Raw genomic sequence first — 15,196 nt, 5'->3', positions numbered from 1 at the left:
TACATTCTGTATTAATAAAAATATTAATCACTCCGTTACGTTATCCATTAATTTAGTCAGATTGAAATAAATAAAATGAAAAAACAATTAATGACATTACCGGAAAATAAAACCCGGATGGGTAGCGTGCCGGGTAAAGCACGGTTCTTATTAAACCCGGTGGCCCGTTTTATTACTGTGACTATTGCAGTGCTGATCACCACAACGCACTTCGCACAGGCAGATGACTATTTTAATCCGGCGGCATTAAATAATGTCAGTGATGAGAATGTTGCTGATCTTGTCAGCCTGGAGCAGTTTTCTCAGTCAGGAACACAATTGCCCGGTGATTATTACGTCACGATTGTAGTAAATAACCAAAATATGGGCAGTACCACAGTTCGCTTTATTCAGAATGAACAAACGCAGGTATTAGTGCCGGTCGTGACGAAAGCAATGTTAAAAGAGTGGGGCGTGAAAACAGATGTTCTGCCCGCATTTAAAGAATTATCCGATGATGAAGAAATTTCGGATACGGATACCCGTATTCCGCAGTCACAGGCGCATTTCGTCTTTGAGCAGCAGCGCTTAAACCTGAGCATTCCGCAGGCGGCGATGAGTCAGGAAGCCCGCGGGTTTACCGATGAATCACAGTGGGATCAGGGCTTACCGGCATTTTTGCTCAACTATACTGTTAATGGCGCGAAAACCTGGTATTCCCGTAGTAACAAATCGCAGGAAAACCAGTTTGTCAGCCTGCAAAGCGGCGTCAATCTTGGCGCATGGCGTGTCCGTAATTTCTCGACATACAGCCGTAACGGCGGAGAGAGTAACTGGTCGAATGTGAAAAACTATGTTGAGCGCAATGTTGAGTCTCTGCATTCCCGCCTGACCCTGGGTGATACGGCAACATCCGGTGATGTGTTCGAATCTGTCCCTTTCCGCGGAATACGGATGTCATCTGATGATGCGATGCTGCCGGCCGGTCAGCGTGGTTTTGCCCCGGTTGTCCGTGGTATCGCGCAGAGCAGCGCGCAGGTCACTATCCGTCAGAATGGCTATGTTATTTATCAGACCTATGTGGCTCCCGGTCCGTTTGAAATTGCAGATCTGTATCCGTCTTCATACAGCGGTAATCTGGATGTGACAATTGAAGAAGAAGATGGTCGTGAGCGCACATTTGTGGTGCCGTTCTCTTCATTAGCCATGATGCAACGTGAGGGCAGCCTGAAATATTCCCTGAATCTCGGTGAGTACCGCACCGGTACGGAAAATACCAAAGAGCCGATCTTTTTTGAAGGCTCAGCTGCATATGGTATGCCGCTTAACACCACATTGTACGGCGGCACGATTTATTCGACTGATTATCAGGCGTATTCCCTGGGCGCCGGTCTGAATTTAGGTCGCTTCGGTGCATTATCTGTCGATGCGACTCACGCTGTTACCACCCAGACAGCGCGTGATGAAAAAGAAAAAGGGCAGTCATACCGCTTTCAGTACTCGAAAAGTATGATGCAAACCGGCACAACGCTGGCACTGGCGGGATATCGCTACTCAACGCAAGGGTATTACGACTTTGCAGAAGCGAATGAAAATAATGGATTAAGTGCCCGTTATAACAAGCGCACCCGTATTCAGGCCGATGTCAGCCAATCCCTGGGTGATGCAGCCGGCAGCCTGTATTTCTCTGCATACCAGCAGAATTTCTGGGGGCAGGACGGGGAAGAGCGCACGATTAACACAGGTTACAGCAATTCATTCCGCCGGGTGAATTACAGCGTTGCATACACCTATACAGATACACCGGCAACGGATAAAGCGGACCATCAGTTTGCCGTGAATATCAGTATTCCGTTGGGTGGCAGCAATAATTATTCGCTTATCAGCAGTATGACAACGTCCCGCGATGGCGGAACCACTGCGATGGCAGGTTTCAGCGGCAGCGCACTTGAAAATAATGCACTGAGCTACTCGGTTCAGCAGGGTTATGACTTCCGTCAGCACAATAACAGCGGAAATGCCGGGGTCTCTTATCGCGGAGAAAAGGGTTTTATGAATGCCGGTTATAACTACGGAGACAACAGTCAGCGGGTTAATTACGGTGTGCAGGGCGGTGTGGTGGCTCATCCGTACGGCGTGACACTCTCTCAGCCACTGGGTGAAACCATTGCTCTGGTCCGGGCACCGGGCGCTGCGGGTGTTGCTGTTCAGAATAAAAATGGTGTTAAAACAGACTTCCGTGGCTATGCGGTTATCCCGTCAGTTACTGCCTATACAAAGAATGATGTTGCATTAAATATTAACGGAATGGATGAGAACGTTGAACTGCTGAATAACAGTACAACAGTTGTCCCGACACGCGGTGCGGTTGTATTAGCGGATATGCAGACCCGTATCGGCTCACGCCTCCTGCTGAAACTGACGCGTCAGGGAAATATGTTGCCTTTCGGTGCGATAGCTTCAGATGCAGGCAGTGATAACAGCGGCATTGTGGATGAAAACGGTGTTGTTTACCTCAGTGGTATGCCGGACAGCGGTAAGGTTACTGTGAAATGGGGGGCGCGTCCCGATGAGCAATGTACGGCGGATTATGTATTGCCTGCCGATCAGGCGGCACAGGTTGTTAAGCAAGTCCCGGCGCAGTGCCGGTAATTCTGAAACAGGAAAAACACAGATGAAAGCAATGCGTAATAACAGAATAACAACTCTGCTGCTGGCCGCCGCCGTTATGATGACAGGCGCGGGAACCGGGGCGTTTGCGGCAGGACAATCAGTGACACTGAATCTCGGAAACTACACATTTGAAGCCGGTGATGTCGGTAATTTACAGAACCGTTTTTTAACCGACTGGGCAGAAGGCGGAACCGATACTAATATCTGCACGACTGACGGACAATATCAGAAACCTATTCAGGCCAGATTTAAGCGGGCTGATAACGCAGGAACAATCGCTGATCCGGTAACCGGTAAAACACATACTATTCAGAAAACAAATATTGATGGGATCGGGCTGATTGCCTTTACCGATGCGGCGTATGGCGCGGGTAACCGCAGCAGCCGGACGAATTCACCGGTAGGCAGTGCCTGGACGGATATCAGTAGTGTACAAAATGGCGCAGAAGCTAAAGAGGGTTCACTGACCCGCTGGGGTTATCGTCTGGTGACAATTCCGGGGAAAGCAAAACTCGGCACATACAGCCTGAACCGTGATTTTAGTGAAGTTGCTGTTGCCTGTAACGGCTCTCAGGGAACGGATACCGGCACTGTTCAGCTATCAGGCAAAGTCACTGTCCGTGCGCCGACTTGTACGTTTCCTCATATTTGGGGCAGTACTGATGTGAGAATGAAAGAAGTTGACTGGGAAGAAGCGAATAAAACAGGAATCAACGGAACCTTTGCTCCCAGGGATGAGACCTGGATAATTAACTGTGATTCGGAGGCTCTGCCTAAAGTGACATTTACGGATAAAAATAAGCCCGGTAACCGAAGTAATGTTATTACGTTGACAAATCCGACGGCATCAACGACGGCAAAGGGCATAGGCTATCAGGTCGGTCTGCAAGGCGGGTATTTCGCCTACGAGATGGGAAAATCTGTCAATGTCGCCGGTTCACCAAACCCGCAGGGTAATCATGTCATGCCGTTAACATTCCGATATATAAAAACGGCAAGTGAAATCACGCCGGGAGCAGCTAATGCGATTCTTGATATGACGGTAACTTATCAGTGAAAGGGAGAAGCAGGGTGACGGTTATAAAAAAAATAAGCATATTATTCATTCTATTTTTTGTCGTGGTATATACCGTAGCCAAAAGCCGGGCAGAAACAGTTGAAGTCCGGATCAATGGTCGGCTCACCATTAATACCTGTGAGCTGAAAACACCGGATACTCATGTTCAGCTGGGGCATTGGTTTACACATAGTCAGAGCGGGATTGGCAGCGGTATTGATTCTGTTTCACCGGCAGTCCCTTTTGCACTGGAATTCAGTTGTCCTTCCGGCGCTGGTGTGAAAGCAAAACTGGACGGAAACCGCTATTCGTCTGCAAGTCCTTATTATATCGGATTAGACAAAGGTGAAAACTCAGCAAAAGGAGTCGTTATTGAAGTTCATCATGAAAAATCACCGGGAAGCTGGCAGTCAATTCATTACGACTCGGCGGTATCCCTGATAAGTAAAAGTTCTTCAGGAACAAATAAAGCCGGGATGAAGGCGTTTTATCGCCAGGTTGCTCCTCAGATTACCGGCGGAAGCGGCAACTCCTCAGTCACAATGACACTGGAATACCAGTAAAATACAATCTTAAAAAATAACATTGGTTAATATTATGATGAATAACACAACACCAAATGAACTCTATACAAATATACTGGCAGGGGAACTGCTCAGACAGCACCGCCGGACTGCCGGTTTGACCGGCTGTGAACTGGCAGCCCGTTGTGGCATCAGTCAGCAGCAGGTTTCCCGCTATGAGCGGGGTATTACTCAAATTACAGTTGAAGCTTTTTTGATGTTTTGTGCAGCACTAAAAATTGAACCTGGTTTATTTTTTCAGACATTGCAACAGCTTAGTACGACAGATAATCAACTGGTCAAATACATGAAAAAATAACAGTTTATTTAATGAACAGTTATGAATAATATCGATCGGTGGTAAAACCATAACCAATCAATATTAATCATTGCTCAGAGTTATGGTTTAAGAGAAAATATATAAAAAAAGATAAGTGAATAAATAACCGGATAGCTATTCTGTGCTTATTTGTGAATAAGTCATCTTGATTGGTACTGAAAATAATAGACTTGTTTATTTTATCGGCAGATTATCCACGGAGAGGATCCCAGATTTGCTGAAACCGTTTTGAATTGCTTGCGGTATAAATAACCGTGTGCGAAATATTACGATGCCCCAAATAATCCTGTATTAACCGGGTGTCCCGTCCTAAATCTGCCAGTGAATATCCGCAGGCATGACGCAGCATATGTGGATGAGGTTCGACAGATATACGTGCATCTTTTCCGTATTTCTTTAACAGAGTATGCACCTGCTGCCGGGAAATAGCTCCGGTTTTCTGCGATAAAAATACCCATTCTAATTCCTGATTACGCCAGGTTTCTCTTTTAGCCAGCCAGGCTGTCAGCGCATCATATTCAATATCGATAAGTGGTTGCGTGGTAGATAATCCTCCTTTCAGACGCCGGACATAAATAAGGCGGCTCTCTAAATCAATATCAGAAAGAGAAAGATTACATAATTCGCTGACGCGGAAGCCATGCAGGTAACACATTAAAATCATACAATAATTTCGTTCGGCGTAACGACTTTTTTTTGCTTGTTCCAGGATGGCATTAACTTCAGAACGGGTAAGAAACTTACGTTTATTCATGATCATTCCTGCTTATTGTCCGATAAAATTATAAAAACCAGAGCTATCACTATAGCAAGTAATAAATATGAATAAAGACAACAGACAGGATGATAATGGCTACATGATGTTTACATATTGACAATATATTCATAAAGATTAGTCGGAAATTTGTCTTTTTAGCCTGATAAATTGATTTTTTCAGGCAATAAGTCAGACGTTAATACCACCTATTTATAAAAAGACAAAATACATCAAACTGTTTGTAATTATTACTAAAGGCTTCCCCTTAGTCAAATATTGATGCTCCCGCCTGATTTGTGGTGTATAAGTCATTAATTTTTAAAAGAATGATATTTTATTCTGCAATCTGATAACGTCAAGTTCAGAGGCAGATAATTATTTTGACATCATTCAAGAACTCAGATAGGTAGAAATACGTTATTAGTCTGTTTATTCATTCAAATAAGAGTTATTAACTATTATTTTCTTTATTTTTAGCTGTTAACTCCTAATGGAACAATTTGATGTATTTTGTTCCGTTTTGATTCATTTCATAACGGCACAAATATATTCATCAAATAACAATAATGTGGCTGCGGGTTCTCTATTGGCTCATATATATGGCGTACTACGCATTATTTTTAAAAATAAATTGTAATTATAGGAAATAACATGACTTTTAATAAATTGGCATTAATTCTGGGCTTTGGTTTATCTGTGGTTGCCGGCTCTGCATCTGCGGCTGATCAGGGTCACGGGACTGTCAAATTTACCGGCTCAATTATTGATGCACCTTGCTCAATTACGCCTGATACAGAAAATCAGACCGTTCCGTTAGGTCAGATTTCTACTGCGGCATTAAAAGATGGCGGCCGCAGTAATTCCCGTGATTTTAAAATCGGGTTAGAAAATTGCACAACTGAAACCTATAAAACGGTACAAACCACATTTACCGGTTCTGAAGCGGCGGATATTTTAGCCGGTTCCCTGGGTATTGAAGGCATCGCAAAAAATGCAGCGGTTGTTATTACCGATGCGGGCGGCAAGCAAATCAAATTAGGTACAGCAAGTGCGGCACAGGCACTGCGTGATGGTAACAATGACCTGAATTTTGCGGCTTACCTGCTGGGTTCTTCCGCTGTAGCTGCGGTTCCGGGTGATTTCTCTGCTATCGCTACTTTCGCTCTGACTTACCAGTAATCAATTCCTGCACAGATCACGGAAGATCTGTGCAGGTTTTTAATTGTGCGCTTTTAGCGGAGACGGAAATGGGTAGCAACATAATGCCCCGGGGGCTGCTGATAATTATTGTGTGTTTTTCTGCTCAGGTACCGGCGGGTGAAACCAAACAAGATGCAAAAACCAGCCTGCGGTTCGGCGCAGTTCAGATGCAGGGCTCAATTCTGGAGCCGGTTTGTACTATCTCAACAGCCAGCCGTGAGCAAGTGGTGATGTTATCTGATGTCTCTGTGCCGATGCTGCGTGATGAGGGACAAGGGCCTGCGGATCATTTTTGGATCCGGCTGGCGGAATGCACAGTCCTGCCGGTGAAAGGACAGAATACTGAAAGTTCCCGGTTTCTGGTGACCTTTGAGGGAGCGGAACAGGATGGCCATTTTCAGCTGACCGGTTCAGGTAAAGGGGCGTCGTTATCTGTTTCGGATCTTAACGGACATGAAGTTGTTCCGGGTCAACCCTTACCACCCGCAGATATTGATCCCAATAATATGGCGCTGCGCTATCAGGCGCGTCTGGTCAAAAACAGTGATGAACTTCAGTCCGGTTATTTCCGGGCAATATTGGGTTTCAAGCTGGAATATTATTAAACCGAGCTGATTGGATCCATTATGGTAATTCCGCTGAGTACCGGCCCGCGCCGGAGACTGACAGTTTTAATTTCATTTATTCTGGCCGGATTTATGCCGGCGGCTTATCCGGATAATCAGGATATCGACTTTAATACTGATATTCTGGATGTAAATGATAAACAGAATATCGATCTTTCTGATTTTTCCCGTGCGGGTTATATCATGCCCGGGACTTATGATTTTTTTATCAGGGTAAATAACAGTGAATTACCGGATATTTATCCGGTGCCTTATATCGTTCCGCCGGACGACCCTAAAGGGAGCGTTGCCTGCCTTTCACCTGCGCTGGTTGCTCAAACAGGGCTGAAACCGGCATGGACAGAACGTCTGCGTTGGTGGAATAACGGTCAGTGTCTGGATACCGCATCACTGCCCGGCATGTCTTTATCACCGAAACTGAGTGACAGTGTTCTGATCCTGACAGTGCCGCAGGCGTATCTTGAATATACGGCGGCAAACTGGGATCCGCCGTCACGCTGGGATGAGGGTATTTCCGGTGTGATGTTTGATTACAATCTTAATGCCGGTGTTAATGACCCGGCGCAGGGTAAGCAAACTCAGCAAGTTACCGGCAACGGGACTCTCGGTGTGAATTTAGGCGTCTGGCGCGCCCGTGCCGACTGGCAGGGAAATTTCCGTCACAGCACCGGAACCGGTGAGCGCTCTGAGCGCAACTGGACATGGAGCCAGACCTATATTTATCGCGCCATTGCGCCATTACAGGCGAAACTGACGATGGGAGAGACATTCTCCCGCTCAGATATTTTTGATAATTTCCGTTACATCGGTATCAACCTGATGACCGATGACAATATGCTGCCGCCGAATCTGCGCGGCTATGCGCCGGAAGTCACCGGTGTGGCAAAGACGAATGCCAAAATTACTGTCAGCCAGCAGGGACGGGTTATCTATGAAACCCAGGTCGCTCCGGGACCCTTTCGTATTCAGGATATCAATGATGCGGTCAGCGGTAAGCTGGATGTCAGAGTCGAAGAACAGGACGGCTCCGTTCAGTCATTTCAGATGGATACGGCAAATATTCCGTATCTGACACGTCCGGGGCGTGTGCAATATAAATTGTCTGCCGGGCAGCCTTCTGAGATCGGACGTCATGCAAAAGGGCCGGTCTTCGGGATGGGCGAATTTTCACTCGGGGTCAGTAACGGCTGGTCTATATATGGCGGTTCGCTGGTCGCCGGCGATTATAATGCGGCTTCTCTTGGTGTGGGTCGTGATTTGATGGCCTTCGGGGCCATCTCTTTTGATGCAACACACTCATTTGCGCGTCTTCCCAATGAAGACAAACAGTACCGCGGCGGCTCATACCGACTGAGTTATTCCAAACGCTTTGAAGAACTGGACAGCCAGGTCACATTCGCCGGTTATCGTTTTTCCGAACGCGACTTTATGAGTATGAATCAGTTCCTGGACAGGCGTTACCACGATAATAGTGCGGATAATAATAAAGAGCTTTACACCATCATGCTCAGTAAGCAGTTCCCCGATATCGGGCTGAGTACCTACCTGAATTACAGCCACCAGACTTACTGGAATCGTCCGGATAATGACAACTATAACCTGTCACTGGCCAAATATATGGATATCGGTAGCTACAAAAATATCAATATCAGCCTGTCTGCGTACCGTAATAAATTTCAGAGCAAAAATGATGATGGTATGTACCTCAATATCAGTATGCCGTGGGGCGATCGCGCCACCGTCAGTTACAACAGTGTTATTAACCGTGGCGGAAACTCTCATAACGTCAGTTATTTTGATCGACCGGATGATAACAACAGTTACCGCCTCGGCGCGGGGCTGAGCAGCAACGGCAAAGCATCTGCTGACGGGTATTACATGCGGTATGCCGACAGCGCACTGGTAACTGCCAGCGCAAGCCATATCGACGGGGAATATACCTCAGCCTCTGTTTCTCTTCAGGGCGGGGTAACTATGACACCTCAGGGTGGCGCACTCCACCGGATCAACATGCCGGGCAGCGCACGGCTGCTGGTGGATACATCAGGCGTTGCCGGAGTTCCGGTAAGAAGTACCGGCGCACTCAGTTACACCAACCGCTTCGGTAAGGCGGTACTTCCGGATATGAATAATTACTTCCGGAACAGTGCCGGGATCGACATCAATAAATTACCTGAAAATGCAGAAGCACGCCGCTCGGTTCAGCAAGTAACCCTGACTGAAGGCGCAATCGGCTACCGTCGGTTTGATGTGCTGTCAGGGCAGAAGGCGATGGCGACCGTTCGTTTGTCTGACGGCAGCACGCCACCGTTTGGTGCGGTAATTATGTCAGAAGATAAGCGCGAACTGGGAATAATTAATGATGGCGGACAGGTCTATCTCAGCGGTATTAACAGCGCAGATGTACTGACGCTGCGCCGTGGCAGTGAGCCTGAATGCCGGATAACCATTCCTGAACTTCAGCCGGGACAATCACTGTCCGCACTTTTACTGACCTGCAATATACAACCCGCCGCAGTGGCTGAGAAAGTTGAACAACCGTCGCAGCCGGTGTCTCCCGCCCCCGGCGGGAAATGGCTGAATACCGCAGTAAGCCCTGTTTTATCACCACCCACACGTAACGAAATGAGTGATTCACTATGATGTCAGTTAAACAAATCAGTATTACTGTGCTTGCCGCCGCCATGTTGACGACAACGATACAGGCACAGGCTGCGATTGCTCTCGATCGCACCCGTATCATTTTTAACGGCGCGGAAAAATCCGTCAGTCTGAATGTCAGTAATCTGAATAAAGAACTTCCGTATCTGGCACAGGGCTGGATTGAGGATCAGAGCGGTCAGAAAGTCTCAGCGCCGCTGGTTGTCTTACCGCCGGTGCAGCGTATTGAGCCGGGTGATAAAAGCCAGGTGAAAATTCAGGCAATACCGGACATCGCCGCACTACCACAGGACAGGGAAAGTGTTTTCTATTTCAATCTGCGGGAAATTCCCCCGCGCAGCAACCGGCAGAATGTCCTGCAAATCGCACTGCAAACCCGTATCAAGCTGTTCTACCGTCCGCAGGCGATTTACGCCACACAAACGGATCTGACTAATCCGTGGCAGGAAAAAATCACACTGACCCGGAAGGGAAATAATTATGAAGTCAATAATCCCACTGCATATTACGTGACCATTGTCGATGCGCTGACCGGGCTACAGGGCAAAAGTCTGGATGGTTTCACGCCCCTGATGGTTGCACCAAAAAGTCAGGGAACGCTCAGTCTCAGTGCTGCGGCGCTCGGAAATGCACCGGTTCTGACATACATCAATGATTACGGCGGTCGCCCGCAGTTGCAGTTCAGCTGTCAGGGAACACAGTGCAGTGTGGCAAAAACAGCAGCCGGTAACTGAGCCGACAGGAGATAACCATGGATGAGCGGACAAAAATAGAGCGGATCAGGTGGTTTCTCTGCTCCGTCTTCTGTGTCCTTCCGCTGATAGCGTCAGCGGGAGCCTTACCACAGGCAGCAGCGGGTTTGCGGGGTGTCCCCGGGATAACCTACATCACCATCCGCGGCAATGTTATCGCGCCGCCGCCCTGTGTCATTAATAACGGCAATACTATTTTAGTGGATTTCGGTGAGGTGATGAGTACGCGCATTGACGGTGTGCGTTACCGGCAGCCGGTTAATTACAGCGCGGAATGTACAAAGATGCCGACGAATGCCATGACTCTGGCAATAACAGGGAATGCTGCCGGGTTTGATTCGGACGTGCTGCGCACTGAAATCAGCGGATTAGGCGTGCGCCTTCTGTATCAGGGGCGTCAGCTTGGTCTGGGGGAAAAAGTGTCCTTTACCTATCCCGCTTTCCCGGTACTGGAAGCCGTTCCTGTCCGCGACATCAGTGCGGTGCTTACCGGTGGTGATTTTGCGGCGACGGCAACGTTAGAGCTGGACTATCAGTAAGGAGCCTGATGATGACAACAACGAATAACCGGCGATTTCCGGGGTACCTGCTGACCGGACTGCTTTGTATTGCGGCGGGCAATGTCAGCGCGGATACCCCGAATATGAAACTGTTCGGTACGCTGCTGGTTCCGCCACCCTGCACCATCAGTGATAACGGCATGATCGATATCTACTTCGGGGACAACGTCGGGATACACAAAGTTGACGGAATCAATTACAGCCGCCCGGTCAATTACACCCTGGTGTGTGAGGACAATATCAAAGGCTGGGATCTGGGGCTATCTGTTAACGGGCCGGTCAGCGCATTTGATGACGCGGCATTGCAGACCAATATCACAGATTTGGCTATCCGCCTGACGCAGAACGGGCAGCCTTTCACGCTGAACAAGCGCATTGCGGTTTCGCCGGATAATCCGCCGGTTATTCAGGCCGTTCCGGTAAAACGACCGGGCAGTACATTGCCGGAAGGTGCGTTTGATGTAACGGCTACATTACTGGCGGAATATCAGTAGGAGTGAATAAATGAAAACTGACAATCGGCGGTGGCTTATCAGCATGTGTTTCCTGCTGCTGTCGCTGACAGGTACGAACGGGTTGGCGGCAGGCGATAACCTCCATTTTCACGGCATATTAGTGGATGAACCCTGCACCATACATCCGGGTGATGAAACCGTGGAACTGCCGTTCGGCAATATTCCGGACAAAAACTTGTATGCCTATCAGCGCACACCGTCAAAGGCGTTTCAGATACGACTGTCAGAGTGTGATACCTCTATCGGAAAGCGGGTCACTGTTTTGTTTGCCGGTGATGAAAATCCGTTTATCAGCGGAGCGCTGGCAATCAGTCCCGGCAGTCAGGCGGCAGGTATTGCGGTCGGGCTGGAAAATGCAGACGGCAGCCCGTTGGCAGTGAATCAGGAATCACCTCAGATAGCCCTGAATGACGGGCTGACATTACTGAATTTCCGTGCGTTTGTTCAGGGAGAGCCTGACGCGCTGGCGAATAAAACCATTAAACGCGGGCCGTTCAGTGCCATTGCGACATTTCATCTTAATTATGACTGACAAGTCACCGGGGTCGTTATGAATTTGCTTCTGAAAGCACTGGCAGCGGGAACGCTGTTCTGGTCGGCATCATCGGGTGCGTCCATCTTTTCTTATATTACGGAGTCTTCAGGAAGCCCGGTTAATGCTGTTTATACCTACATTATTGAGCGCTGGGATCCGGAAGACAGTTCGGCTCCGAATCCCTGCTACGGCTGGTCAACCTGCTGGATCAATATCAACCATAAGCATGATGTTGATGGCTCACCCGGCGCATCCGCAAAATCCATTGTCCGTGTCGAAAAACTGAGAACGTTAGCTGAGGTACGGGAGGCTGTTTTACAAAACATCTCCCTGCCGTATCAGGGTACGGCAAAACATGTCGGTCCGGCTCTGAACTCAAATCAGGAATGTGTGGGGTTGTTCTATGAATCGGCGGCCGGAGGCTGGTCGAATGGTCGTTTGCTGCCCGGTTCACTATGCGGAATAGCCCCGCCGCCGGTTGGTGCCTGCGAAGTGACCAGCGGCTCTGTTATTCTGGATTACGGGGATATTGATGAAGTCAGTTTGCCGGGAGCTACCCGCAATCGGAGCATCTCAGTGACCTGTAACCTGGATATGAACATCCTGGTGATCGCATCCGGATCAGACAGCGGGCGCGTTCCGTTACGGGCGGATAACAGCCTGTATGCGGATCTCTTCCTTAATAACAATCCTGGTGAAAAAGGTGCGCCGATTTATGTTCCTGCCGGAGGGGAAACCCTGGTTGATGTGAAATCAGTCTTGCAGACAAGAGGACGGGTTGCCGCCGGCGCATTTGAAGGTTCCGGCTCTATCATCCTGGTAATGCCGTAGTGCGTCTTTTTATAGTATGACTCTGCCTGAACAGGCAGAGTCATACTCCCTTATTCATTCAAACTGCAGGTTCGTTGGCTGCGGGAAGCCAGCCTGCATCTTGAATGACGTTGGGTATAATCATATTAAGGTACAAAAATATGACTACAGAATATACACAATCTTCCGTTAATGAATTTATCGGATACCGGATTTTTCGCAAACGCAAAGAACAAGGCTGGTCCGGTGAGCGGCTGGCACATCGTCTGGGAATTAGTCAGCAGCAGTTCTCGCGTTATGAGCGGGGGCGCAGTCAGATTAATGTCAGTTTGCTGGTCAAAGCGGCTGAAATATTACAGACGCCGGTCAGCTGGTTTCTGGCTGATTGCTCAGACCGACTCTCATACCGGGAGGAGATCAGGGTAAAGGCGGATATATATGCCGCAGAATCACTGCCGGAGTACGGGATATCAGCCCCGTCCCGGTACAACAGGAGAACACATGAAGGAAAACAAACGTAAACACCTGATGCAGTCAGAAGTGGAGAAAATGATGACTGCTGCAGAAAATGGCCCGGATCCGGAGCGTAATAGTTGTTTGCTGTGGATGTGTTTTGTCCACGGGTTCCGGGTCAGTGAATTGTGTCAGTTAAGTCTGTCTGACATGGATACCGCGTCCGATAATCTCTATATTAAGCGGCTTAAAAACGGACTCTCCACAACACACCCCCTGAGCGGGACAGAAAAAAAACTGCTTACCCGCTGGCTGAACTGCCGTACCCGCTATCCTTCTTCCACTGAAAACCACTGGCTGTTTTTGTCCCACAAAGGCGGGCGTTTGTCCCGTTCCCGTATTTACCGGATTTTTAAAATGCTGGGTGAGCAGGCGCAGTTATCTGTCGCGGTGCATCCGCATATGTTGAGACATGCCTGTGGTTACGCATTGGCAGATAAAGGAGCGGATACAAGGCTGATTCAGGATTATCTGGGGCACCGCAATATTCAGCATACGGTGCTGTACACGGCGGCAAATTCAGGTCGTTTTCGCGGATTGTGGGACTAGATTAATGTAACATAATAAACCAAAGTGTCGCTATGTTATTCCGTAGCATTTTCTTTATCAATATTTAAATCTAATTCAGATCAAAATAAGTTCAAAATATCAACCAATTGGTATTGTGATTTTTTTTTGAACATAATTTGTGTGTTTTTTGACATTCTTTTGCTTATTTTTCGTTCTTTACGGATATTTCTTAACGATTCGTGCTGGTACCATTTTATTAAACATTTCCGATCGATACCTCTCTTATGTGAAATATCTTCCCCTGATTCTGTTCCCGCCTTGCTAAATCAATTTTTCCCGTTTGATTATCTTCTTAATTTCAATGTGATACGCAAAATGCAACATTTTGGTTTATTTGGTTGCGTTCTGTGTATGAAAAATACCCGTCAGGATATGTCCTGAGCACTAAGTAAGCCGGATGGCCGGACGATTAATTCGCCTGCTGCTGATTCAGGTGTACAGACCATTGTGGACCTGCACCCGGAATAAAAAAGCAAGATATAGCTTATAAATTAGATAGATAAGCACTTTAATTAAAATTAATGAACTAGGAATGTTTGATATGAGTATGAAAAAAATTGTTCTCGCACTGGCTGTTTCTTCTGTTGTGGCAATGACTGCGCAGGCTGCTAGCCAGGGTGGCGGTAAAGTTAATTTTCATGGTGAAGTGGTTGACGCGGCATGTTCTATCGATGCAAACAGCCTGAAGCAAACTGTTGAGCTGGGTAGCGTGGCAAAAGTTGCATTGTATAAAGGCGGGAAATCAACACCGGTTGATTTTGCAATTCAGCTGCGCAACTGCGATATCTCAGATAAAACAACAACGACTGTCGAGTTTAAAGGTATCGCAGGTGCATCAGCGGAAGGTCTGGATAAGGCCTTTGCAGTGAGCGGTGCTGCTGCCGGTGCTCTGGGTGTTGTGGTAACGGACGCGGGCGGTAATGTTATTGCTCCGGGGGCTAAGTCATCTGCATTTACCTTAAATGACGGTGATAACGAACTGAACTTTAAAGCTTATATGCAGGGTGCATCAAATGCATCCTCTGCAATTGCACCGGGTTCATTCACAGCAACTGCTGATTTCGTGATGGACTATCAGTAATCGC

The 15,196-nt window shown here is 47.8% G+C and carries 16 protein-coding genes; 15 read left to right on the top strand and 1 reads right to left on the bottom strand.

The features are described 5' to 3' along the window. The first annotated feature begins 75 nt into the window (after window positions 1-75). Genes ACMHKJ_RS05620 through ACMHKJ_RS05605 form a run of 4 tightly spaced genes read left to right on the top strand, consistent with a single transcriptional unit; the run spans window position 76 to window position 4,591 of the window. Window positions 76-2,631, top strand: coding sequence for a fimbria/pilus outer membrane usher protein (locus ACMHKJ_RS05620; RefSeq protein ID WP_413492511.1), 2,556 nt, complete (start codon window positions 76-78; stop codon window positions 2,629-2,631). A gap of 22 nt (window positions 2,632-2,653) precedes the next feature. Continuing rightward, window positions 2,654-3,709 carry a fimbrial protein gene (locus ACMHKJ_RS05615; protein WP_413492510.1) on the top strand — a complete coding sequence of 352 codons (1,056 nt, stop codon included), beginning with the start codon at window positions 2,654-2,656 and terminating at the stop codon, window positions 3,707-3,709. A 14-nt stretch (window positions 3,710-3,723) separates the two neighbouring features. Then, entirely contained in the window at window positions 3,724-4,272 is a 549-nt protein-coding gene (locus tag ACMHKJ_RS05610) for a fimbrial protein (RefSeq protein ID WP_413492509.1), read from the top strand. Window positions 4,273-4,306: 34 nt separating this feature from the next. Then, window positions 4,307-4,591 (top strand): helix-turn-helix domain-containing protein, encoded by a 285-nt coding sequence (locus ACMHKJ_RS05605; protein WP_413492508.1) that lies wholly within the window; start codon window positions 4,307-4,309, stop codon window positions 4,589-4,591. Window positions 4,592-4,802: 211 nt separating this feature from the next. Here ACMHKJ_RS05605 and ACMHKJ_RS05600 read toward each other — a convergent pair whose 3' ends face one another. Next, window positions 4,803-5,366, bottom strand: a complete 564-nt coding sequence (locus ACMHKJ_RS05600; RefSeq protein ID WP_067366536.1) for a tyrosine-type DNA invertase — start codon at window positions 5,364-5,366, stop codon at window positions 4,803-4,805. A gap of 654 nt (window positions 5,367-6,020) precedes the next feature. Here ACMHKJ_RS05600 and ACMHKJ_RS05595 point away from each other — a divergent pair. The 11 genes from ACMHKJ_RS05595 to ACMHKJ_RS05545 all read left to right on the top strand — a co-directional run bounded on the left by ACMHKJ_RS05595 (window position 6,021) and on the right by ACMHKJ_RS05545 (window position 15,192). After that, entirely contained in the window at window positions 6,021-6,548 is a 528-nt protein-coding gene (locus ACMHKJ_RS05595) for a fimbrial protein (RefSeq protein WP_413492507.1), read from the top strand. Between the two features lie 68 nt (window positions 6,549-6,616). Continuing rightward, window positions 6,617-7,174, top strand: a complete 558-nt coding sequence (locus tag ACMHKJ_RS05590; RefSeq protein ID WP_413492506.1) for a fimbrial protein — start codon at window positions 6,617-6,619, stop codon at window positions 7,172-7,174. Between the two features lie 21 nt (window positions 7,175-7,195). Further along, window positions 7,196-9,838 carry an outer membrane usher protein gene (locus ACMHKJ_RS05585; protein ID WP_413492505.1) on the top strand — a complete coding sequence of 881 codons (2,643 nt, stop codon included), beginning with the start codon at window positions 7,196-7,198 and terminating at the stop codon, window positions 9,836-9,838. Beyond that, a complete protein-coding gene (locus tag ACMHKJ_RS05580; RefSeq protein WP_413492504.1) occupies window positions 9,835-10,590 on the top strand; it encodes a fimbria/pilus periplasmic chaperone in 756 nt (251 codons plus the stop codon). The genes ACMHKJ_RS05585 and ACMHKJ_RS05580 overlap by 4 nt, the downstream gene beginning before the upstream one ends. Window positions 10,591-10,607: 17 nt before the next feature. Next, window positions 10,608-11,147 (top strand): fimbrial protein, encoded by a 540-nt coding sequence (locus ACMHKJ_RS05575; protein ID WP_413492502.1) that lies wholly within the window; start codon window positions 10,608-10,610, stop codon window positions 11,145-11,147. Between the two features lie 8 nt (window positions 11,148-11,155). Continuing rightward, window positions 11,156-11,662 carry a fimbrial protein gene (locus ACMHKJ_RS05570; protein WP_413492501.1) on the top strand — a complete coding sequence of 169 codons (507 nt, stop codon included), beginning with the start codon at window positions 11,156-11,158 and terminating at the stop codon, window positions 11,660-11,662. Between the two features lie 10 nt (window positions 11,663-11,672). Further along, window positions 11,673-12,215 carry a fimbrial protein gene (locus ACMHKJ_RS05565; RefSeq protein WP_413492500.1) on the top strand — a complete coding sequence of 181 codons (543 nt, stop codon included), beginning with the start codon at window positions 11,673-11,675 and terminating at the stop codon, window positions 12,213-12,215. A gap of 18 nt (window positions 12,216-12,233) precedes the next feature. Next, a complete protein-coding gene (locus ACMHKJ_RS05560) occupies window positions 12,234-13,049 on the top strand; it encodes an MrpH family fimbial adhesin (protein WP_413492499.1) in 816 nt (271 codons plus the stop codon). A 140-nt stretch (window positions 13,050-13,189) separates the two neighbouring features. Continuing rightward, a complete protein-coding gene (locus ACMHKJ_RS05555) occupies window positions 13,190-13,549 on the top strand; it encodes a helix-turn-helix domain-containing protein (RefSeq protein ID WP_413492497.1) in 360 nt (119 codons plus the stop codon). Next, window positions 13,530-14,090, top strand: a complete 561-nt coding sequence (locus tag ACMHKJ_RS05550; protein ID WP_413492496.1) for a tyrosine-type DNA invertase — start codon at window positions 13,530-13,532, stop codon at window positions 14,088-14,090. Before ACMHKJ_RS05555 ends, ACMHKJ_RS05550 begins: the two co-directional genes overlap by 20 nt. Window positions 14,091-14,652: 562 nt before the next feature. Continuing rightward, entirely contained in the window at window positions 14,653-15,192 is a 540-nt protein-coding gene (locus tag ACMHKJ_RS05545; protein WP_413492495.1) for a fimbrial protein, read from the top strand. Window positions 15,193-15,196: the final 4 nt, after the last annotated feature.

Source organism: Morganella psychrotolerans (assembly GCF_965118875.1).
In the GTDB taxonomy this organism is placed as follows: Bacteria; Pseudomonadota; Gammaproteobacteria; order Enterobacterales; family Enterobacteriaceae; genus Morganella; species Morganella psychrotolerans_C.
Note: the sequence above shows the minus strand (reverse complement) of the source record. Positions and strands in the feature narration are given on the sequence as shown.

What these genes read in the sequence shown, in the direction of transcription:
- ACMHKJ_RS05545 (WP_413492495.1), top strand. Translation starts at nt 14,653, where the DNA reads ATGAGTATGAAAAAAATTGTTCTCGCACTGGCTGTTTCTTCTGTTGTG.
- ACMHKJ_RS05575 (WP_413492502.1), top strand. Translation starts at nt 10,608, where the DNA reads ATGGATGAGCGGACAAAAATAGAGCGGATCAGGTGGTTTCTCTGCTCC.
- ACMHKJ_RS05595 (WP_413492507.1), top strand. Translation starts at nt 6,021, where the DNA reads ATGACTTTTAATAAATTGGCATTAATTCTGGGCTTTGGTTTATCTGTG.
- ACMHKJ_RS05555 (WP_413492497.1), top strand. Translation starts at nt 13,190, where the DNA reads ATGACTACAGAATATACACAATCTTCCGTTAATGAATTTATCGGATAC.
- ACMHKJ_RS05570 (WP_413492501.1), top strand. Translation starts at nt 11,156, where the DNA reads ATGATGACAACAACGAATAACCGGCGATTTCCGGGGTACCTGCTGACC.
- ACMHKJ_RS05565 (WP_413492500.1), top strand. Translation starts at nt 11,673, where the DNA reads ATGAAAACTGACAATCGGCGGTGGCTTATCAGCATGTGTTTCCTGCTG.
- ACMHKJ_RS05580 (WP_413492504.1), top strand. Translation starts at nt 9,835, where the DNA reads ATGATGTCAGTTAAACAAATCAGTATTACTGTGCTTGCCGCCGCCATG.
- ACMHKJ_RS05605 (WP_413492508.1), top strand. Translation starts at nt 4,307, where the DNA reads ATGATGAATAACACAACACCAAATGAACTCTATACAAATATACTGGCA.
- ACMHKJ_RS05585 (WP_413492505.1), top strand. Translation starts at nt 7,196, where the DNA reads ATGGTAATTCCGCTGAGTACCGGCCCGCGCCGGAGACTGACAGTTTTA.
- ACMHKJ_RS05615 (WP_413492510.1), top strand. Translation starts at nt 2,654, where the DNA reads ATGAAAGCAATGCGTAATAACAGAATAACAACTCTGCTGCTGGCCGCC.
- ACMHKJ_RS05560 (WP_413492499.1), top strand. Translation starts at nt 12,234, where the DNA reads ATGAATTTGCTTCTGAAAGCACTGGCAGCGGGAACGCTGTTCTGGTCG.
- ACMHKJ_RS05550 (WP_413492496.1), top strand. Translation starts at nt 13,530, where the DNA reads ATGAAGGAAAACAAACGTAAACACCTGATGCAGTCAGAAGTGGAGAAA.
- ACMHKJ_RS05620 (WP_413492511.1), top strand. Translation starts at nt 76, where the DNA reads ATGAAAAAACAATTAATGACATTACCGGAAAATAAAACCCGGATGGGT.
- ACMHKJ_RS05590 (WP_413492506.1), top strand. Translation starts at nt 6,617, where the DNA reads ATGGGTAGCAACATAATGCCCCGGGGGCTGCTGATAATTATTGTGTGT.
- ACMHKJ_RS05600 (WP_067366536.1), bottom strand. Translation starts at nt 5,366, where the DNA reads ATGAATAAACGTAAGTTTCTTACCCGTTCTGAAGTTAATGCCATCCTG.